The 19,558-nt window shown below is 75.9% G+C and carries 19 protein-coding genes and 1 pseudogene; 12 read left to right on the top strand and 8 right to left on the bottom strand.

Translation table 11 applies throughout. The features are described from left to right. Positions 1–10: 10 nt before the first annotated feature. The 5 genes from ABD976_RS09840 to ABD976_RS09820 form a co-directional block, all read right to left on the bottom strand. Positions 11–166 (bottom strand): hypothetical protein, encoded by a 156-nt coding sequence (locus ABD976_RS09840; protein WP_345360705.1) that lies wholly within the window; start codon positions 164–166, stop codon positions 11–13. 115 nt (positions 167–281) lie between these two features. Next, positions 282–515, bottom strand: a complete 234-nt coding sequence (locus ABD976_RS09835; protein ID WP_345360703.1) for a DUF6480 family protein — start codon at positions 513–515, stop codon at positions 282–284. Positions 516–697: 182 nt separating this feature from the next. Beyond that, positions 698–2,722 carry a CocE/NonD family hydrolase gene (locus tag ABD976_RS09830; RefSeq protein WP_345360701.1) on the bottom strand — a complete coding sequence of 675 codons (2,025 nt, stop codon included), beginning with the start codon at positions 2,720–2,722 and terminating at the stop codon, positions 698–700. Next, positions 2,719–4,014 carry an ATP-grasp domain-containing protein gene (locus ABD976_RS09825; protein WP_345360699.1) on the bottom strand — a complete coding sequence of 432 codons (1,296 nt, stop codon included), beginning with the start codon at positions 4,012–4,014 and terminating at the stop codon, positions 2,719–2,721. The genes ABD976_RS09830 and ABD976_RS09825 overlap by 4 nt, the downstream gene beginning before the upstream one ends. Before the next feature lie 60 nt (positions 4,015–4,074). Continuing rightward, positions 4,075–4,977, bottom strand: coding sequence for a glycosyltransferase family 2 protein (locus tag ABD976_RS09820; protein ID WP_345360696.1), 903 nt, complete (start codon positions 4,975–4,977; stop codon positions 4,075–4,077). Between the two features lie 119 nt (positions 4,978–5,096). Between ABD976_RS09820 and ABD976_RS09815 the strand changes: the two genes are divergently transcribed. After that, positions 5,097–6,068, top strand: a complete 972-nt coding sequence (locus ABD976_RS09815; RefSeq protein ID WP_345360693.1) for an NAD-dependent epimerase/dehydratase family protein — start codon at positions 5,097–5,099, stop codon at positions 6,066–6,068. Here ABD976_RS09815 and ABD976_RS09810 read toward each other — a convergent pair. From ABD976_RS09810 to ABD976_RS09800, 3 genes are read right to left on the bottom strand one after another with little or no spacing between them, the layout of a single operon-like run. Continuing rightward, entirely contained in the window at positions 6,019–6,441 is a 423-nt protein-coding gene (locus ABD976_RS09810; RefSeq protein WP_345360690.1) for a GAF domain-containing protein, read from the bottom strand. The two genes, ABD976_RS09815 and ABD976_RS09810, sit on opposite strands and share 50 nt — an antisense overlap. Then, a complete protein-coding gene (locus ABD976_RS09805; RefSeq protein ID WP_345360687.1) occupies positions 6,438–7,325 on the bottom strand; it encodes a glycosyltransferase family 2 protein in 888 nt (295 codons plus the stop codon). The genes ABD976_RS09810 and ABD976_RS09805 overlap by 4 nt, the downstream gene beginning before the upstream one ends. Further along, the gene (locus ABD976_RS09800; RefSeq protein ID WP_345360684.1) at positions 7,322–8,212 is read right to left on the bottom strand and encodes a polysaccharide pyruvyl transferase family protein; all 891 of its coding nucleotides are present in this window, start codon (positions 8,210–8,212) and stop codon (positions 7,322–7,324) included. The genes ABD976_RS09805 and ABD976_RS09800 overlap by 4 nt, the downstream gene beginning before the upstream one ends. 212 nt (positions 8,213–8,424) lie before the next feature. Between ABD976_RS09800 and ABD976_RS09795 the strand changes: the two genes are divergently transcribed. The 11 genes and pseudogenes from ABD976_RS09795 to ABD976_RS09745 all read left to right on the top strand — a co-directional run. Continuing rightward, positions 8,425–10,059 (top strand): carbamoyltransferase family protein, encoded by a 1,635-nt coding sequence (locus ABD976_RS09795; RefSeq protein WP_345360681.1) that lies wholly within the window; start codon positions 8,425–8,427, stop codon positions 10,057–10,059. Continuing rightward, positions 10,056–11,567, top strand: coding sequence for an HAD-IIIA family hydrolase (locus tag ABD976_RS09790; protein WP_345360678.1), 1,512 nt, complete (start codon positions 10,056–10,058; stop codon positions 11,565–11,567). Before ABD976_RS09795 ends, ABD976_RS09790 begins: the two co-directional genes overlap by 4 nt. Continuing rightward, the gene (locus ABD976_RS09785) at positions 11,564–12,580 is read left to right on the top strand and encodes a glycosyltransferase family 9 protein (protein WP_345360675.1); all 1,017 of its coding nucleotides are present in this window, start codon (positions 11,564–11,566) and stop codon (positions 12,578–12,580) included. The genes ABD976_RS09790 and ABD976_RS09785 overlap by 4 nt, the downstream gene beginning before the upstream one ends. Further along, a complete protein-coding gene (locus ABD976_RS09780; protein WP_345360672.1) occupies positions 12,577–13,536 on the top strand; it encodes a glycosyltransferase in 960 nt (319 codons plus the stop codon). The genes ABD976_RS09785 and ABD976_RS09780 overlap by 4 nt, the downstream gene beginning before the upstream one ends. Then, positions 13,533–14,753: a glycosyltransferase gene (locus tag ABD976_RS09775; RefSeq protein WP_345360669.1), complete on the top strand. Its 1,221-nt coding sequence runs from the start codon at positions 13,533–13,535 to the stop codon at positions 14,751–14,753. Before ABD976_RS09780 ends, ABD976_RS09775 begins: the two co-directional genes overlap by 4 nt. Next, positions 14,750–15,337: a D-sedoheptulose-7-phosphate isomerase gene (locus ABD976_RS09770; RefSeq protein WP_345360666.1), complete on the top strand. Its 588-nt coding sequence runs from the start codon at positions 14,750–14,752 to the stop codon at positions 15,335–15,337. Before ABD976_RS09775 ends, ABD976_RS09770 begins: the two co-directional genes overlap by 4 nt. Then, positions 15,303–16,640: a D-glycero-beta-D-manno-heptose 1-phosphate adenylyltransferase gene (rfaE2, locus tag ABD976_RS09765; protein WP_345360663.1), complete on the top strand. Its 1,338-nt coding sequence runs from the start codon at positions 15,303–15,305 to the stop codon at positions 16,638–16,640. Before ABD976_RS09770 ends, rfaE2 begins: the two co-directional genes overlap by 35 nt. Before the next feature lie 81 nt (positions 16,641–16,721). After that, positions 16,722–17,408: an SDR family oxidoreductase gene (locus tag ABD976_RS09760; protein ID WP_345360660.1), complete on the top strand. Its 687-nt coding sequence runs from the start codon at positions 16,722–16,724 to the stop codon at positions 17,406–17,408. Then, positions 17,405–18,340, top strand: a complete 936-nt coding sequence (locus ABD976_RS09755) for a glycosyltransferase family 9 protein (RefSeq protein WP_425570087.1) — start codon at positions 17,405–17,407, stop codon at positions 18,338–18,340. The genes ABD976_RS09760 and ABD976_RS09755 overlap by 4 nt, the downstream gene beginning before the upstream one ends. Next, a complete protein-coding gene (locus ABD976_RS09750) occupies positions 18,337–19,035 on the top strand; it encodes a hypothetical protein (RefSeq protein ID WP_345360654.1) in 699 nt (232 codons plus the stop codon). Before ABD976_RS09755 ends, ABD976_RS09750 begins: the two co-directional genes overlap by 4 nt. Before the next feature lie 36 nt (positions 19,036–19,071). Next, positions 19,072–19,558: pseudogene (locus tag ABD976_RS09745) on the top strand (UDP-glucose 6-dehydrogenase); the annotation flags it as partial.

The following is a 19,558-nucleotide window of genomic DNA, read 5'->3' as shown; positions in this document are numbered from 1 at the left end:
GCCGGCGGGCTCAGCGCCCGCGCCGGTGGTCCGGCGGGACCCTCGGGCCGGTGTGCAGCAGCGGGTCGCGGCGGAACCGACGACCGCGGGCGATCCCGGTCCGCACCACGTCGCCGAGCTTCCTGCGCACCTGCTGCGGTACGGCTCCGATCCCGTTCCGTCGCACGGGGTGACCTCCTCCCTCGGTCCGGGCCCGGCGATCACCGGGCGGCTCCTCGCGCACTGGGTTGACGCTGCGGGCCCGGATCAAACCCGCGCGCGGCGATCAGCGCGCCGCCGGGTCACCCGATCACGACGCGGAAGACGAAGAACCCGGCCACCAGCAGCACGACCACGGCGAGGAGCACCAGCCAGATCCACTTGGCCGACCGCGAGCCGGGTCGGGTGGTGAACGTGGTGGCCTCGGTGGCCGAGGCCGAGTCCGGTGGGGTCTCACCCGGCGGGACCCCGCCGCCGGGGTCCAGTCCGGGGGTGCGGTCGGGGTCCGGGTCGGGCGGTTGCTGCTGTCGTGCCATGGGACTCCTCGCAGAACGGATCGCGGGGCGGTGCCGGCCGGGCGCCCCGCCCTGCCCGGGAGGACCTCCTAGCAGGCGGGTTGCCGACCGCGTTCGGGGTGAAACCCCGGCGGCGCCCGCCGCGCGACGGCACCGCCACCGGGGTTCCGCGACCGCGCCGCCGCGCGGCGCTGCCGGAGGCCTCAGACGTGGTCGCGGGGGATCCAGCGGTCCCAGTTGTCCGAGTACACCCGTTGACCGCCTTCGTAGGCGTCGAGCTCGGCGTGCAGGTGGAACTGGGTCCGGGTCGAGGTCAGCGTGGTGCGGGTGACCGTGCCCGCCGACCAGTCGCCCCGCGAGAAGCCCATCGTCCACTCCACGTCGCCGCGCACCGAGTCGAAGTCGTCACCGGACCAGCTGTAGGTCTCCTCGGCGCGCCGCTCGACGTCGAGGCCGATGTCGTCGAACCGGACCACGCCGAGGTCCTTGACCACCTCCAGCGCCGAGCTGTAGTCGGCCAGGTCCTTGCTGATCTGCCACTTCTGCTCCCCGGCGGACAGGTGCGTGCTGGCCAGCGGCTCGGCGCCCTCCGGTTCGTGGAACAGCGGGGTGGGCAGCTCGTCGGGCTCGCGCACCGGGCGGATCGGCAGCTCGAACGAGCTCTGCTCCGGGTAGACGGTGAGCTGCACGGGTTCCGGCGGGGGCCACGCCAGGGGCCAGTACGAGGTCGACAGCGCCAGCCGGATGCGGTGGCCCGGCGGGAACGCCTGCGCGACGCCGTTGAGCTGCACCCGCACCTGGTAGCGCTGCCCGGGCACCAGCGGCTCGGGTTCGGCGTTGCCGTTGCGGTGGGTCAGGTTGAGCAGCCCGTAGGTGACGCGGGTGGCGCGGCCGTCCTCGTCGACGTCGGAGAGCCGCGCGGCCACCATCGCCACCGGCCGGTCCACCTCGATGCTCAGGTCGGCCACCGCCCCGCCGAGGATCTCGCAGCGCTCGGTCAGCGGGTCGCTGTCGAACACCAGCGAGCCGCCGTCCTCCTCACGCTGGTCGTAGGGCAGGTCCGGGGGTGCGTTGTAGGAGCACCACTTGCCCGCGTACTGCCCGACCGACAGCGGGGATTCCACGCTCAGCGGCCGGGAGCTCAGCTCCTGGCCCTCCTTGCCGATCTGGTAGAGGCCGAGCGGGTAGGGGATCCGCCGCACGTGCGGGGACGGCCACGACGGTTCCCCGACCCAGCGGCCGGGGCGCTCCTCGTAGGCGGTGGAGGGCGGCACGCTCTCCTGCATCCAGGCGCACAGCATCGGCCCGTTCATGATGCCGTTGTCGACGTCCTTGAGCCAGCGGTCCCACCAGCGCACCAGGGACTGCAGGAAGCCGATCGCCGGGCCGGGCTTGCCGAGGTGCGGGTACTTGTGCGACCACGGCCCGATCAGGCCCTTCCGCGGCACGTCGAGGCCCTCCAGGGTGCGGAACACCGCGTTGGAGTAGCCGTCAGCCCACCCGCTGACGCCGAGCACCGGGCACTGGACGCTGGAGAAGTCCTCGCACACCGACCCGTGGCGCCAGTAGTCGTCGCGGCGCTGGTGCTCCAGCCACGCCTCCAGCCAGTGCCCGCTGCCCTCCAGCCGCTCGCGCCACATCTTCCGCCACCGGTCGCCGACCAGCTCCGGGTCCGGCGGGCACGAGGTGTAGGCGAACATCGTCGCCGCCCAGGACAGGTTGTCGCCGAGCAGGCAACCGCCCATGTAGTGCACGTCGTCGGCGTAGCGGTCGTCGGTGTAGCTCAGCGCGGCGATCGCGCCGAGGCTCGGGGGGCGGCGCGCGGCGATCTGCAGCGCGTTGAACCCGCCCCAGGAGATGCCCATCATGCCGGTCCGGCCGGTGCACCACGGCTGGGACGCCAGCCACTCCAGCACCTCCATGCCGTCCTGCAGCTCCTGCTCCAGGTACTCGTCGACGAGCACGCCCTCGGAGTCACCGCTGCCCCGCAGGTCCACCCGGGCGCACGCGTAGCCGTGCCCGGCCAGGTACGGGTGGTTGATGGAGTCCCGCAGCGCGGTCAGGTCGCGCTTGCGGTAGGGGATGAACTCCAGGATCGCGGGCACCGGCTCGGCATCCGATGCGGTCGGACGCCAGATCCGGGCGGCCAGCCGGGTGCCGTCGGACAGCGGGATCCAGACGTGTTCCTCCTCGGCGATCTCGTGGGGCAGGGAGCTGACGGTCTTCATCCGATGGCCTCCTCGTCCAGTTCGAAGGGCAGCAGTTGCACGCAGCGGTCCCACTTGGCCGCGAGGTCGTCGTCGTCCTGGCCGCCGAGGTAGACGGCCGCGAGTTCGTAGCTGTAGCTGTCCTGCGCGTACAGCTCGGAGAGCCGGAGCCCGGCGGTGGCGGGGATGTCCACGATCGCCTCCGGGAACTCGGCGTGCAGCCGGGCGAGGTCGTCGGGCGAGGGCGAGCGGCGCACCACCGCGTCGCCGCGGAAGGTGCGCAGGTGCCACTTGCCCGCGACGGCGAAGTCCCCCGCCCGGTGCGGCAGCTCCGGGGCGAGCCCGAGCGCGAGCCGCACCATCGCCTGGAGGTTGGGCGCCCCGTCGACGAACGCGAACAGCGGGGCGTGCGACTGCGACAGCCGCGGGTTGATCTCCAGGATGTCGAGCCGGTCGCGCTCGGCGTCCCAGAAGAACTCGATGTTGAACGTGCACCGGTCGAGCCCGATCCGGCGCAGCACGCGGGTCGAGATGCCGGTGGCCCGGTCCACCACCTCCGGGGGCAGCGCCGAGGGGTAGCGGTAGCACAGGAAGCTCGACGTCCCGGGGTAGCAGGCGGAATCGATCGCCCCGTAGACGTGCGGTTCACCCTGGTGGCAGTAGCCCTCGACGGTGAGCTGGTGCCCGTGCACCTCCTCCTCGGCCAGGCACGCCCGGCCACCGGCGGCGGCGATCTCCGGCGGCAGCGCGTCGAGCATCGACAGCAGGTGGTCGAAATCCGAGCCGACCCGGTCGATGCCGTGCTTGATCCCGGCCACCGCCGCGTCGAACTCGGCGCGGTCGGCGGCCTTGTACGCCAGCTCCGAGGAGTAGGACTTCACCGGCTTGAGCCACATCGGATAGCCCACCCCGGCGGGCGGTGCGGGCCGCTCGGGACCGAGGTCCACCAGCGAGAACGCCGGGTGCGCCGTGGTGACCCGCTGCTGCTCCAGCCGGCTCCAGTACTTGTCCTCGCAGGTCGCCACCGCCCGCAGGTCCGGGGCGGGCAGGCCGTGGCGGTGGCACAGGATCGGCACCATCGAGGTGACCGGGAAGTCCCAGTAGCCGATGACGGCGTCCGGGACCGCCCCGGCGGAGCACAACCGCTCCTCCGCCATCTCCAGCAGGCGGGGCAGGTCGTGCGCGTCGGACATGATCTCCTCCCGGCGCAGCAACGGGTGGTAGCGGCACGGCGGGAGGCCGGGCAGGCCTTCGACGAGCTGGAGGTTCCGGTCGTCCAGCCCGAGCACGAAGACGTTCGCGACACCGCTCACGCATGTCGCCTACCCGCTGGCCCGGACGTTCATGCGGGTTCCGGCGCCGCGGCGGGCACTTCAGTCGACGTAGCGGCGGGCCGCGGACCTGCGCTGGCTCTCCTCCAGGCGGCGCAGGCCGCGCTCGACCCCGGGCGGGACGACGCGCCGCTCGCGCAGCACCCAGCGCAGCCCGCCGACGGCTTCGGAGACCGCGCCGAGGGTGTGCCGGTCCTTGGGGGAGGAGCCGAGCACGGCGGCGCTGCGGCGCACCGCGCTCGGCAGCGGCCGGCGCAGCCACGTCGTCCACAGCGTGTTGCGGATGCCCAGCTGCCTGCGCCGCCGGGAATCGCGGGCCGCCGAGGGGGCGTGGTGCACCACGACGTCCTCCACCCAGCACAGCCACCAGCCCGCCGCCGCCAGGTCCAGCGCCAGCAGCTCCTCCTCCCCGCCGAGCCACAGCCGTTCCCGGAACCCGCCGGCCGCGCGGAACGCCGAGGTGCGGAAGGTGGTCAGCCCCGCCATCACGCTGAGCAGGGCGGGGCCGGGCAGCCACGCCGGGGCGGGCACCGGTGAGCCGCGCAGCTCCGGGGTGAGCGGGTCGTCCCGCCCGTCGGGTTCCACCACGCACCGGCCCATCACCGCGCCGACCGCCGGGTGCTCGTCGAGCACCCGCGCGGCGCGCCGCAGCGATCCGGGCGCCCACCAGCAGTCGTCGTCGCAGAAGGACACGTACGGGGTGGTCACCTCGCGCACCGCCAGGTTGCGGGCCACCGCGCCGAGGTTCTCGGTGCTGCGCAGCAGGCGCACCTGCGGGAACTCGGCGGCCAGCAGGTCGGCGGTGCCGTCGGTGGACCCGTTGTCCACCGCGATGATCGGCACCCGGTCGGGCAGCGCGGTCATCCGCTCCAAGGCGCGCGCCGCTTCGGCCCGCCGGTTGTGGGTCATCATCACCGCGGTCGTGCGCGGACCGTCCTCGGGCATCGAACACCTCCAGCGTCGTCCTGCCCGGAGTACCCGCGTTCGTTTGCCCCCGCACCGGCGCGGGTAAGTCCGCGGCAGCCGGACGCGGCGGAGCCGGCGGGGAAAGGCGGTAGCACCACGTGTTCTTCCACCGCGCGCTGATCACCGGAGGGGCCGGGTTCGTCGGCTCGCACCTGTGCGAGGAGCTGCTGGCCCGGGGCACCCGGGTGGTGTGCCTGGACGACTTCTGCACCGGTCGCCGGGAGAACCTGGCCGCGCTGCGCGGGAATCCGCGGTTCGAACTGGTGGAGCGCGACATCGGCGCCGCGCCGGTGCTCGACCTCGGCGACCGCGAGGGGTTCGACCTGGTGGCGCACCTGGCCTCGCCGGCCTCCCCGGAGCACTACTTCCGGCTGCCGCTGGCGACGCTGCGCGCGGGCAGCGCGGGCACCGAGCACGCGCTGGAGCTGGCCGAGCGCACCGGCGCCCGCTTCCTGCTGGCCTCGACCAGCGAGGTCTACGGCGACCCGCTGGTGCACCCGCAGCCGGAGGACTACCGGGGCAACGTCAACCCGGTCGGCCCGCGCGCGGTCTACGACGAGGCCAAGCGCTACGCCGAGGCGATCACCACCGCCTACCGCGCCCGCGGCGTGACCACCCGGATCGCCCGGATCTTCAACACCTACGGACCGAGGATGCGCGCCGACGACGGCCGGATGGTGCCCACCTTCATCCGGCAGGCGCTGCGCGACGAGCCGATCACGGTGACCGGGGACGGCGAGCAGACCCGCTCGCTGTGCCACGTGGACGACACGGTGCGCGGCCTGCTCGCGGTGGCCTCGGGCGAACGCGCCGATCCGGTCAACATCGGCAATCCCGACGAGCTGCGGGTCCGCGACCTCGCCGAGCTCGTCCGCGAGCTCGCCGGCTCCCGGTCGCCGATCGAGCACATCGCGGCGGCACCGGACGATCCGCGCCGCCGGTGCCCGGACATCGCGGTGGCCGTGGCGGAACTCGGGTGGCGCCCGGAGATCGACGCCCGCACCGGGCTGCGGTCCACCATCACCGCACGAGCCGAGGAGCGGCCCGCTCCCGTCGCACCTGGTCGATGACCGCGAGCCCGGCCCACCGCGCGACCTCCTCGGCCTCCGGGGCGAAGCGGCCGTAGAAGCTCAGCGTGCCGAGCGGCTCCGCGCGCTCGACCAGCGGCACGGCCACCACGCCCCGGATCCGGAACTCCCGCGCGGCGCGGGCGAATTCCGGCCAGAACGTGCGGATCTCGGTGACCGCGGCCAGCACCGGACGTCCGCTGCGGGCGGCTTCCACGCAGGGGCCGTCGCCGCGGGCGAACTGCGCGTCGTCGATCGCGGCCGCGCGCCGGTCGGTGTGCACCGCGCCGAGGCCGTCGAGCAGCCGGGCGCACCCCATCTCCGCGCCCGGCACCGCGACGACGAGCCCGGTCAGCGCGTTGCGCAATTCCCTCACGTCGCCGGGCTCCCGTGCTCGGATTCGAGCACCTCCACCTCGTGCTCGACCCCCGCGGGCAGCCGGTGGCGGTGGGCCAGCGCGGAGGGCAACCGGCGCAGCGCGCCGAGCGCGGCCCGGCGGGCGGGCCCGGTGCGCACCGCCGCACCGGCCAGCCGGGCGGAGTCGCGCAGCGCGATGCCCACCGGGCGGCGCATCCAGGACAGCAGCACGGTGTTGCGCTGCTCCTGGGACAGCCGCCACCGGTCCCCGCCGCGCCGGGACGACGGGTGGTGGTGGGCCACCACGTCGTCGACGTAGACCAGGTCCCACCCGTGCGCGGCGAGGTCGTAGGCCAGCAGCTTCTCCTCGGCGACGAAGAACAGCACCTTGCTGAAGCCCCGCGCCTCGCGGAAGGCCGAGCGCCGCACCACCGCCGCGCACGCGGTGAAGCCGAGGATCCGCGGTCCGGGCAGGCCGTCGCCGTCCGGCAGCGGGGAGGAGCGCATCAGGTCGTTGACCGGGTCGGCCGCGCCCGCGTCGCCGACCAGCGTCCGCGCCGCGATCAACCCGATGCCGGGGTGCTCGTCGAACACCTCCTCGGCGCGCGGCAACGCCCCCGGGTCCCACCACGAGTCGTCGTCGCTGAACGCCACGTACGGCGTGATGGCCCGCAGCAGCCCGACGTTGCGCGCCACCGCGCCGAGGTTGCGGTCCGAGCGCACCAGCGTCACCGCGGGGTGCTGCTCGGCGACCGCGTCCGGGGTCCCGTCGGTGGAGGCGTTGTCCACCACGATCACCGGCGGGCGCGGTTCGAGGCCTTCGAGGTGCCGCAGGGTGCGCAGCAGTTCCTCGCGGCGGTCGCGGGTCGCGATCACCACGCTGGTGCGGGCGACGGCGCTCACGGCCGCGCCCGCAGTTCCCGGACCAGCTCGGCCACCAGCGGCGAGCCGTCCTCGGCAGCGGCGGCGCGCTGCCGCGCCCGCGCCCGCCCGGTCTCCGACCGGCACCACGACCACCAGCGGTCCAGCGCCCGCCCCCGCTCGTCGCCGACGAGCTGCTCGGCCCCGACCAGCGCGGGCCAGTCCCACGCCCGGGCCTGCTCGGTGACCTTCCCGCCGCCCGCGACCGGATCGACCGCCAGCGCGGGCACCCCCTCGCCGAGGGCGAACACCAGTCCGTGCAGCCGGCTGGTGAGCACCACGTCGACGCGGCCCAGCAACGCCGCGAACTGGTCGGCGGTCGAGCAGTGCCGCCAGTCCGCGGTGTCCAACCGGGAATCCAGCACCACCGGGGCCGCGTCCAGCGCGCCCAGCCAGCTCCCGATCCGCTCGTGCACCACGTCGTGCCTGCGGCGGGGGCCGTACTCGGGCTGGCCGGGGGCGAGCACCACGCCCACCACCGGCACGTCGTGCCTGCCCGGGCGGGTCGCCAGGTCCAGCTCGGGCGGTGCGGTGCCGCCGTCGCGGGGCAGCACCACGTGGAACCCGTCCGCACCACCGTCCACGACCGACACCCCGACGGCGATCCGCCTGCTGCGCGGGAACGCCTCGTGCAGGGCGTCGATCCGGTCCCCGGCCACCGGGCCGCAGGCGAAGACCACGTGGCTGTACTCGGTGCCGCGGGCGGCGTCCAGGTCCCACCCGCCGGGCACGAACCGGGGGCTCCACGCCACGTCGAGCGGGATGCCGTGATCGGACAGCCCGGCGGCCACCCGGCACATGCTGCGCACGTCGCCCGCGGTCGCCTCACCGCGCACGAAGCTCGGCCACCCGGTGATCAGCACCCGCATCGGTTCCTCCCTTCGCGCCTCACGCCCGTGTGCTACCCGCAACGGCCGGTCCGCAAGCGCACTCGACTGCACGGGGTGAGCGACCGGCGCGCGTCGGGGGACGTGGTTTCCGGCGTCGCTCCGGAGGGTAGCGGTGTAGTGGGGCCGCCCGCCCTGGTGCAGCTCAGGGGAACGGGGCGGCCGAAGTGGACGAAGCGGTGGAAGGCGGCACAGTGCGCGTACTCGGCATCAACGCGGTGTTCCACGACCCGGCCGCAGCGCTCGTCGTGGACGGACGGGTGGTGGCCGCCGCCGAGGAGGAGCGCTTCTCGCGGCGCAAGCACGGCAAGAGCCCGGTCCCGTTCTCGGCGTGGGAGCAACCCGAGCAGGCGGCGGCGTGGTGCCTGCGGCAGGGCGGGATCGACGCCGCGGAGCTCGACGCGGTGGCCTACTCCTACGACCCGGCGCGGGTGGACGTGGCACTGCCCGGCACCGACCCGACCTGGGAGTGGTTGCGGACCAGGTACGCCGAACGCGCGCCCGCCTTCCTGCGGACCGCGCTGCCCGGTCTCGACCCGGAGATCGTCCACTTCGTCCCGCACCACGTCGCGCACGCCGCCTCGGCGGGCCTGGCGGCGCCGGTGCAGGAGTGCGCGGTGCTCACCGCCGACGGGCGCGGCGAGGACGTCTCGGCCCTGCTGGGCAGCTATCGGGGCGGCGTGCTGGAGGTCCTGGCCACGCAGTCCCTGCCGCACTCGCTGGGCCTGATGTACGAGGACCTCACCGAGCACCTCGGGTTCCGGCGCTCCAGCGACGAGTACAAGGTGATGGCGCTGGCCTCCTGCGCCAAACCGATCTTCCGCGCCGATTTCGCCGAACTGGTGCGCGCCGACGGCGGGCGGTTCGAGATCGGCCGGATCGACTGGTCGCGCTGGGCGCCGCCGCGCCGCCCGGGCGAACCGATCGACGAGACCCACGCCCAGCTCGCCGCCAGCGTGCAGACGCGGCTGGAGGAGGTGCTGCTGGACCTGGCGTCGTGGCTGCACCAGCGGACCGGGCAGCGGGCCCTCGCGCTGGCCGGCGGGGTCGCGCTCAACTGCGTGGCCAACACCCGGCTGGCCGCCGAGGGCCCGTTCGACCAGGTGTGGGTGCAGCCGGCGGCGGGGGACTCCGGGACCGCGCTGGGCGCCGCGCTCCAGGTCTCCGCCGAGCGCGGCGGACCGGTCACCCCGATGCCCGGCGCCGACCTGGGCCGGGGCTGGACCGACGCGGAGCTCGAACAGGTGCTCGTCGACGCCGACCTGCGCTACGAACGCCCCGACGACCTCGCCGGGGTCGTCGCCGAGGCGCTGGCCGACAACCGCACGGTCGGGTGGTTCCAGGGGCGGGCCGAGTTCGGCCCCCGCGCGCTGGGGCACCGCTCGCTGCTGGCGCACCCCGGGCACGCCGACAACGTCGAGCGGCTCAACGTGATCAAGGGGCGCGAGCAGTTCCGCCCGGTCGCCCCGATGGTGCTGGCCGACCGGGCGCACGAGCTGTTCTCCCGCGGACCGCTGCCCAGCCCGTACATGCTGTTCGTGCACGACGTCGCCGAGGAGTGGCAGGAGCGCATCCCGGCCGTGGTGCACGTGGACGGCACGGCCCGCATCCAGACCGTGGACCGCGCCGACGAACCCCTGCTCGGCGCGGTGCTGGCGGAGTTCGACGCCAGGACGGGGCTGCCCGCCGTGATCAACACCAGCTTCAACACGGCGGGCCGCCCCATGGTGGACAGCCCGGTGGACGCCCTGGAGTGCTTCGGCGCCTCGCCGATCGACCTGCTGGTGCTGGGCCCGTTCGTGGTCCGGCGGAACGGGAGGTCGGCATGAGCGCCCCGCAGCGGCACCGCTACGCGGTCGTCATCCCCACCACCGGGCGGGAGAGCCTGCTGGCGCTGCTGCACGCCCTGGAGACCGCCGCGGGCCCGCCGCCGGAGGAGGTCGTGGTCGTCGACGACCGGCCGCGCCCCGAGCTCCCGCTCGCCCTGCCGCCGACCGGGCTGGACCGCCGGGTGCTCACCTCCGGCGGCCGGGGGCCCGCCGCGGCCCGCAACGCCGGGTGGCGCGGCACCGAGGCGGACTGGGTGGTGTTCCTGGACGACGACGTGCTGCCCGGCCCGTGGTGGCGCGAGCAGCTCGCCCAGGACCTCGACGACGTCGCGCCGGACGTCGCGGCGTGCCAGGGCCGCATCGTGGTGCCGCTGCCCGCGCACCGCAGGCCCACCGACGCCGAACGCGGCACGGCGGGGCTCGCCGGGGCCTGGTGGATCACCGCCGACATGGCGTACCGGCGGGACGTGCTCACCGCCACCGGCGGCTTCGACGAGGACTTCCCGCGCGCCTTCCGGGAGGACGCCGACCTCGCGCTGCGGGTGCAGGCGCTCGGGCACCGGCTGGTCAACGGCGGTCGGACCACCGAACACCCGGCCCCGGTGGGCTCGCTGCTGACCAGCGTCCGCGCCCAGCGCGGCAACGCCGACAACGCGGTGATGCGGCGCAAGCACGGCCCCGGCTGGCGCCGGCTCAGCGGGGAGGGGCCGGGACGCACCCGGCTGCACCTGCTCACCACGGCCGCCGCCGGGCTCGCTCCGCTCGCGCTGTCCCGCCGCCCGGCCCTGCGCCGCGCCGGACGGCTCGGCGCGGCGGTGTGGCTGGCGTCCACATTGGACTTCGCGGTGCGCCGGGTGCTGCCCGGCCCGCGCACGCCCGCCGAGCTCGGCCGGATGGCGGTGAGCAGCGCGCTGATCCCGCCCGCGGCGTGCTGGCACCGGCTGCGCGGCGAGGTGGCGGTGCGGCGCCGGGGCCGGATGCCCGCGGCCGTCCTGTTCGACCGCGACGACACGCTCATCCACGATGTCCCCTACAACGGCGACCCGGACCTGGTGCGGCCGGTGCCCGGCGTGCGCGCCGCGCTGGACCGGCTGCGCGCCAAGGGCGTGCCGCTCGGGGTGGTGAGCAACCAGTCCGGCATCGCCCGCGGTCTGCTCACCGGCGACCAGGTCGAGGCGGTCAACGCCGAGCTGCGGCGGCTGCTCGGACCGTTCGGCACCGTGCAGGTCTGCGCGCACGGCGAGGACGACGGCTGCGGGTGCCGCAAGCCCGCCCCGGGGCTGGTCCGCCGCGCCGCCGAGGCGCTGGCCGTGGAGCCGGGCGGCTGCGTGGTCGTCGGCGACACCGGCGGGGACGTCGGCGCGGCGCTGGCCGCGGGCGCCCGCGCCTTCCTGGTCCCCACCCGCCGCACCCGGTGCGCCGAGATCGAGCACGCCGCGCTGTCGGCCCAGGTCGCGCGCACCGTCTCCGAGGCGGTGGACCGCTTGCTGCGAGGTGGGGTCCGATGACGGCGCTGGTGGTGCGGCAGGACAACCTCGGCGACGTGCTGCTCGCCGGGCCCGCGGTGCGCGCGGTGGCGGCGGCCGGTGAGCCGGTCGCGGTGCTGGCCGGACCGCGCGGCGCCGCGGCGGCCGGGATGCTGCCCGGGGTGGACCGGGTGCTGCGCTGGTGCGCCCCGTGGATCGACCCGGAACCCCCGCCGGTGCACCGGGACGACGTGCGCGCGCTGGTCGACGAGATCGCCGAGCTCGCCCCGAGCCGGGCGCTGGTGCTCACCTCGTTCCACCAGTCGGCGCTGCCGATGGCGCTGCTGCTGCGGCTGGCCGGGGTGGAGTGGATCGGCGCGATCAGCGAGGACTACCCCGGCTCCCTGCTGGACCTGCGCCACCGCGTCGACGGTGACCCGCCGGAGGCCGAGCGGGCGCTGTCGCTGGCCAGGGCCGCCGGGTACGCGCTGCCGCCGGGGGATTCCGGGCGGCTGGCGATCGAGGGCCCGCTGCCGGACGTCTCCGGCCTGGTGGGCGAACCCGGCTACGTCGTGCTGCACCCGGCGGCCACCGCCCCGGCCCGGGAGTGGCCGGTGCACCGGTGCGCGGAGGCGGTGGCGCGGTTGTCCGACGCGGGCCACCGCGTCCTGGTCACCGGTGCCGCCGCCGACCGGGAGCTGACCGCCGCGGTGGCGGGGGACCGGGGCGCCGACCTCGGCGGGGCGACCGACCTGCGGGAGCTGGCCGCGGTGCTGGCCGGGGCGGACGCCGTGGTGGCGCCCAACACCGGCCCGGCGCACCTGGCCGCGGCGGTGGGCACCCCGGTCGTCTCGTTGTTCGCCCCGGTGGTGCCGGCCGCGCGCTGGGCGCCGTACGGGGTGCCGACGGTCCTGCTCGGCGACCAGCACGCCCCGTGCCGGGACACCCGGGCGCGGGTCTGCCCGGTTCCCGGCCACCCGTGCCTGTCCGGCGTCGGGGCCGGGGACGTGGTCGCGGCGGTGCGGCGGCTCGGCGCGGTGCGGAGGGCGGCATGAGGATCCTGATCTGGCACGTGCACGGTTCGTGGACGACGGCCTTCGTGCGCGGCGGGCACCGGTACCTGGTGCCGGTCAACGCCGAGCGCGACGCCTGGGGCCGGGGCCGGGCCCGGACGTTCCCGTGGCCGGACGACGCGGTGGAGGTCGCGCCGGAAGAGCTGCGCGACGCCGAGATCGACGTAGCGGTGCTGCAACGACCGTCCGAAGTGGAGCTCGTCGAGCGCTGGACCGGCCGCCGGCCGGGGACCGACCTGCCCGCCGTCTACGTCGAGCACGACACGCCGCGCGGCCCCGCGGCGGCGACCCGGCACCCGCTGGCCGACCGCACCGACATCCCGATCGTCCACGTCACCCCCTTCAACGAGGCGATGTGGGACTGCGGCCGGGCCCCGACCACCGTCGTCGAGCACGGCATCGTCGACCCGGGCCACCGCTGCACCGCCGAGCTGCCGCGGGCCGGGGTAGTGATCAACGAACCGGTGCGCCGCGCCCGCATCGCCGGGACCGACCTGCTGCCGCGGATCACCGGCGGCACCCCGCTCGACGTGTTCGGCATGGGCGTGCGGGACCTGCCCGGCTGGCTCGGCGACGACCGGGTGCGGGTCCACGAGGACCTGCCGCAGCGGGACCTGCACGCCGAGCTGGCCCGCAGGAGGGTCTACGTCCACCCCTACCGGTGGACCTCGCTCGGCCTGTCGCTGCTGGAGGCCATGCAGCTCGGGATGCCCGTGGTGGCCTTCGGCGCCACCGAGGCGGCCCGCGCGGTGCCGCCGGAGGCGGGCGTGGTCTCCACCCGGCCCGACGTGCTCGCCGACGCCGTCGCGAAGTTCGTCGCCGATCCCGATCTGGCCCGGGAAACCGGGGCGGCCGCGCGGCGCACGGCGCTGCGCGAGCACTCGCTCGGCCGGTTCCACGCCGCGTGGGACCGCTTGCTGGAGGAGGTGCGCGGATGAAGGTCCACCTGGTCTCCGAACACGCCAGCCCGCTGGCCGTCCTCGGCGGCGTCGACGCCGGCGGGCAGAACGTGCACGTCGCCGAACTCGCCAGCGGCCTGGCCCGGCTCGGTCATTCGGTGGTCGTGCACACCCGCCGCGACGGCGCCGACCTGCCCGAGCGCGCGGAGTTCAGCCCCGGGGTGACCGTCGAGCACGTGCCCGCGGGCCCGCCGAAACCGGTGCCCAAGGACGACCTGCTGCCCTACGTCGACGACTTCGGCGACCACCTGGCCCGGCGCTGGGCGGCCGATCCGCCCGACCTGGTGCACGCGCACTTCTGGATGAGCGGGCTGGCCGCCTGCCGGGGAGCCACCGGGCTCGACCTGCCGGTGCTGCAGACCTTCCACGCGCTGGGCCGGGTGAAGCGGCGCCACCAGGGCGAGCTGGACACCAGCCCGCGGGACCGCCCGGCGCTGGAGGCGGGCCTGGCCGGGCGGGTGGACGCGGTGCTGGCCACCTGCTCCGACGAGGTCGACGAGCTCGCCGGGATGGGGATGCCGCGCGACCGCGCCGCCATCGTGCCCTGCGGGATCGACCTGGCCAAGTTCTGCCCGGACGGCCCCCGCTTCCCGCGCGGCGAGCGGCCCCGCGTCGTCAGCATCGGGCGGCTGGTCGAGCGCAAGGGGGTGGACGCGGTGATCGAGGCGCTGGCCGCGGTGCCCGACGCGGAGCTGCTCGTGGCGGGCGGCCCGGCCCCACCGGCCTGGGACACCGATCCGGAGGTGGCGCGGCTGCGCCGGATCGCCCGCGAGCGCGGGGTCGCCGACCGCGTCGTGTTCCTCGGGCCGGTCGACCACGACGACGCGCCCGCGCTGTACCGCTCGGCCGACGTGGTGGTCACCGCGCCGTGGTACGAGCCGTTCGGCACGGTGCCGCTGGAGGCGATGGCCTGCGGCGTGCCCCCGGTGGCGACCGCCGTGGGCGGCCACCTGGACACCGTCGTGGACGGCGGCACCGGACTGCTCGTGCCGCCCCGCGACCGCGCCGCGCTCGCCGCGGCGCTGCGCGACCTGCTGACCCGACCCGCCCGGCGCGCCGACCTCGGTGCCGCCGGGGTGCGCCGGGTCCGGGAGAAGTACGCGTGGGACCGGCTGGTCCGCGACACCGAGACCGTCTACCGCGGTGTGCTGGCCGCCCGGCGCCCGCGTGCCACCGCGACCGGAGGTGCCCCGTGATCGAGGAACACTTCACCGCGCTGGGCGCGGCCGCGCAGCGGTCCTGCGAGGCCGCTCCGACGCTGCGCCGCTGGGCGGCCCGGCTCGCCGAGGTCCTCGAATCCGGCGGGCGCCTGCTCACCTGCGGCAACGGCGGCAGCGCCGCCGAGGCCCAGCACCTCAGCGGTGAGCTGTCCGGCAGGTTCCTGCGGGACCGCAAGCCGTACGCGGCGATCCCGCTGCACGCCGACAGCTCGGCGTTCACCGCCATCCTCAACGACTACGGCGAGCAGGAGGTCTTCGCCCGCGGGGTGCGCGCGCACGGCCGCCCGGGCGACGTCCTGATCGCGCTGTCCACCAGCGGCCGCAGCCACAACATCATCGCCGCGGCCAAGACCGCCCGGGAGCTCGACATGGCGACCTGGGCGATGACCGGCCCGCTGCCCAACAGCCTCGCCGCGGTGTGCGAGGACGCGATCGGCGTCGAGGCGCCGAGCGTGGCCACCATCCAGGAGATGCACCTCGCGCTGGTCCACGCGCTCTGCGCGGCGTTCGAGGAGGAGATCTGCCGTGAACCTGGTGATCATCGGGGACGCCCTGCTTGATGCCGACCTGACCGGAACGGCGACGCGGCTGTGCCCGGACGCCCCGGTTCCGGTGGTCGATCTCGACGCCCGCCGCCGCCGGCCGGGCGGTGCCGCGCTCGCCGCGCTGCTCGCCGCCGAGGAGGGCGCGGACGTCACCCTGATCGCGGGACGCGGGGACGACGCCGCGGGCCGCGAGCTGGACCGGTTGCTGGCCGGTCGGGTCCGGCTGGTCGACGTCCCGTTCCTGGGCGGCACGCCGACGAAGACGCGGGTCCGCGCCGACGGCCGCTCGGTGGTCCGGCTGGACGCCGGGGACGGCACCGCCGCGGACGTGCCGCTCGGCGAGGCGGTGCAGGAGGCGCTGCGGGACGCCGACGCGGTGCTCGTCGCCGACTACGGGCGCGGCGTGGCGCGCAACACCTGGCTGCGCCGGGAGCTGTCCCGGCTGCCGCCGCACGTCCCGCTGGTGTGGGACCCGCACCCGCGCGGTGCCGAACCGGTGGCCCGCGCCGACCTCGTGGTGCCCAACCACGCCGAGGCCGCCCGGCTCAGCGGGGCCACCGCACCGGACGCCGCGGCGACCGCGCTGTGGCGGCACTGGGAGTGCGGGGCGGTCGCGGTCACGCTCGGCGCCCGGGGCGCGGTCGTGGTGCCGCCAGGTGCCCACCTGCCCGCGCCCGAGGTGCCCGCGGGTTCCGACGTCTGCGGTGCCGGGGACGGGTTCGCCGTGGCGGTGGTGCGGGCGCTGGCCGCCGGCGCGCCGATCGCCGAGGCGGTCCGGGCCGCGGTCGAGGAGGCGAGCCGGTTCGTGGCCGCGGGCGGCGCGGCGACCTGGACCACCGAAGCCGAGCAGGGCGCCGGCCGGCAGCCGGGCCGTTCGGCGTTCGACCTGGTGCGCCAGGTCCGCGGCGGTGGTGGGCGGGTGGTCGCCGCGGGCGGCTGCTTCGACCTGCTGCACCCCGGGCACGTGAACCTGCTGGACCGGGCCCGCTCGCTCGGCGACGCCCTGGTGGTCTGCCTGAACTCCGACGATTCGGTGCGCAGGCTGAAGGGTTCGGACCGCCCGGTGGTCCGCGCCGAAGACCGCCGCAGGCTGCTCGAAGCGCTCGAATGCGTCGATGCCGTGGTCGTCTTCGACGAGACCTCCCCCTGCGAACTGCTCGCCGAGCTCCGCCCCGACGTCTGGGTGAAGGGCGGCGACTACGAGGTCGAGCGGCTGCCCGAGACCCGCGTGGTGGAGAGCTACGGCGGGCGCACCGTGCTCGTCCCCCTGGTGGCGGGCTACTCGACCAGCCGGCTGCTCAGCGGGGCGGCGGGCTGAACGGCGCGGCGGCTCTCGCGCGCGCCGGAACACGCGGGCCGCGCCCGGCCAGGACGGGCGCGGCCGTTCGGAAGGAGGCGCATGGAACAGCTCGGCAACGTCCTCATCACCGGTGGGTCCTCCGGTCTCGGGGCGGCCGCGGTGCGCGCGGTCGCCGCGCACGGGGGCACCCCGCTGGTGCTCGACCGCAATGCGCCGGACGAGCCGGTGAAGTACCGCGTCGTCGACCTGGCCGACGGCCGGGCCGCCGAGCAGGCCGTCCGCGACCTGGCCGATTCGGCGGGCGGGCTGGACGGCGTGTTCAGCGCGGCCGGGATCGATTCGTGCGGATCGCTGGAATCGGTGCCCGCCGAGGAGTGGGAGCAGGTCGTGCGGGTGAACCTGCTCGGCACCGCGGCGGTGGCCCGCGCCGCGCTGCCCTACCTGCGGCGGAGCCGGGGCACCTTCGTCACCGTCGCCTCGACGCTGGGCATCAACGCGGTGCCCGACGCGACCGCCTACTGCGCGTCGAAGTTCGGCGTCGTCGGGTTCAGCCGGGCGCTGGCCGCCGAGACCGCGGGCGAGGTCGGGGTGACCGCGCTGGTGCCCGGCGGGATGCACACCGCCTTCTTCGACGGTCGCGACGAGCAGTACAAGCCGCCGCCGGACGCCAAGCTCAACCAGCCCGAGCACGTCGCCGAGACCGTGGTGTTCGCGCTGCGCCAGCCCGCGGGCTGCGAGATCCGGGAAATGGTGGTCTGCGCGTCGGAGGAGGGTTCGTGGCCGTGACCCCCGTGGTGCTCGTGCTGCGCGCCCTGGGCCTCGGCGACCTGCTCACCGCCGTGCCCGCGCTGCGCGCCGTGCGGGCGCACTGGCCCGGCCACCGGATCGTGCTCGCCGCCCCCGAGGGGCTGACCTGGCCGGCCCGCGCCACCGGCGCCGTGGACGAGGTCGCCGGAGTCCCCGACCTGGCCGCGTTCCGGTGGTCCGGGCCCGCTCCGGACGTCGCCGTCAACCTCCACGGCAGCGGACCGCAGAGCATCGCGGCGCTGCGCGGCACCGGAGCCCGCCGGGTGCTCAGCCACGCGCACCCCGACCACCCCGAGGTGCCCGGCCCCGACTGGTCCGCCGACGAGCACGAGGTGCGGCGCTGGTGCCGCCTGCTGGCGCACCACGGCGTGCCCGCCGACCCGGCGGACCTCGGCTTGCCGCCGCCGGGACCGACGCCGCTGCCGGGCGCCGCGGTGCTGCACCCCGGCGCCAGCCACGCCGCCCGCCGGTGGCCCGCCGAGCGGTTCGCGCGGGTCGCCGCGGCGCTCGCCTACCGGGGCGAGCGCGTCGTGCTGACCGGTGACCGGCGGGAGCGGGCGGCGGTGCTCGCGGTCGTCCCGGCGGGCGGGCTCGGCGACGAGGCGGTGCTGGCCGGGCGCACCGGGCTCCCGGAGCTGGCCGCGCTGGTGGCCGCGGCCCGCCTCGTGGTGTGCGGCGACACCGGGGTCTCGCACCTGGCGACCGCCTACGGCACCCCGTCGGTGACCCTGTTCGGGCCGGTCGCCCCGGCGCAGTGGGGGCCGCCGGAGGACCCGCGGCACGTGGCGCTGTGGGCGGGCCGCCGCGGCGACACCTTCGCCGACCGGCCGGATCCCGGGCTGCTCGCGCTGCACCCCGAGGACGTGCTCGACGCGGCCGGTCCGCTGCTGCGCGCGGAGGTCCCGCGATGAGCTCCGCGCGTCGCCTCGCCGTGGTCGGCGCGGACCGCACCGCCGCCGCGCTGGCCACCGGGCTGGCCGGGCTCGGGCACGACGTGGGGTGGGCCGATGGTGCCGCCACCGCACCGCCGCGGGTGTCCGGAGCCGACTTCGTCTTCGTCTGCGGCGCCGCCCGGTCCGTGGTGGACCGGCTCGGGAGCTGGATGCCGACCGGGTCGGTGGTGGTGAACTGCTGCGTGCCGCCGTGGCACGACACGGCGGAACTGCGCGCCGCGGTGGGACGCGACGTCCCGGCCGCCAGCCACCCGCTGAACCTGCGCGCCGGTCGCGCGGCGCCGGACGTCGCCGCCCCGGACCGGATCGTCGTCGGTGCCGCCGACGAGCGGACCCGGGAGGACGTCCTGTCGCTCTACGCCGGGGTCGACGCGCCCGTGCTGCGGACCGGGGTCCGCGAGGCGGACGTGATCGCCGCGGCCACCGATGCCTACTGCGTGCTGCGGCAGGAGTTCTTCGACCAGCTCGCCGGGCTGTGCGCGGCCGTCGGCGTCGGCGTCGACGGCGTGGTGGCGGGACTGCGGCCGGACGAGCGGATCGATTGCGACGTCGAGCCCGACGTGGTGCCGCCGGGGGTGGCGTCGCTGCTGGACTTCGCCGGGGAGCAGCCGGATCCCGTGCTGCGCGCCTGGCGGTATCGCGGAACCGCGTGAGAGGTGAGCGCTGTGCCTTGGTCTCGTCGGATTGTGGTGGTGGGGACCGGTTATGTCGGGTTGACCACGGGGGCGTGTCTGGCGTCGTTGGGGCATCGGGTGGTGTGCAGCGATGTGGATGCGGTGAAGGTGGCGGCGTTGCGTCGGGGTGAGGTGGGGATTCGGGAGCCGGGTTTGGGGGAGTTGGTGGCGGAGGGGTTGTCGGCGGGGCGGTTGGAGTTCGTGGTGGGTTCGGCGGAGGCGGCGGCGGGGGCGGAGGTGGTGTTCCTGTGCGTGCCGACGCCGATGGGTGCGGGGGGTTTGGCGGACCTGTCGGTGGTGGAGTCGGTGGTGGCCGAGGTGGGGCCGGTTTTGGCTTCGGGTGCGGTGCTGGTGACGAAGTCGACGGTGCCGGTGGGGACGGCGGCGCGGTTGGGGGCGTTGGTGGGGCGGCCGGATGTGGGGGTGGTGAGCAATCCGGAGTTTCTGCGGGAGGGTTCGGCGGTGGAGGATTTCCTGCGTCCGGACCGGATCGTGGTGGGGT

It is taken from the genome of Saccharopolyspora cebuensis (genome assembly GCF_039542665.1).
Taxonomy (GTDB): Bacteria; Actinomycetota; Actinomycetes; order Mycobacteriales; family Pseudonocardiaceae; genus Saccharopolyspora; species Saccharopolyspora cebuensis.
This window is presented reverse-complemented; position numbering and strand designations above follow the sequence as displayed.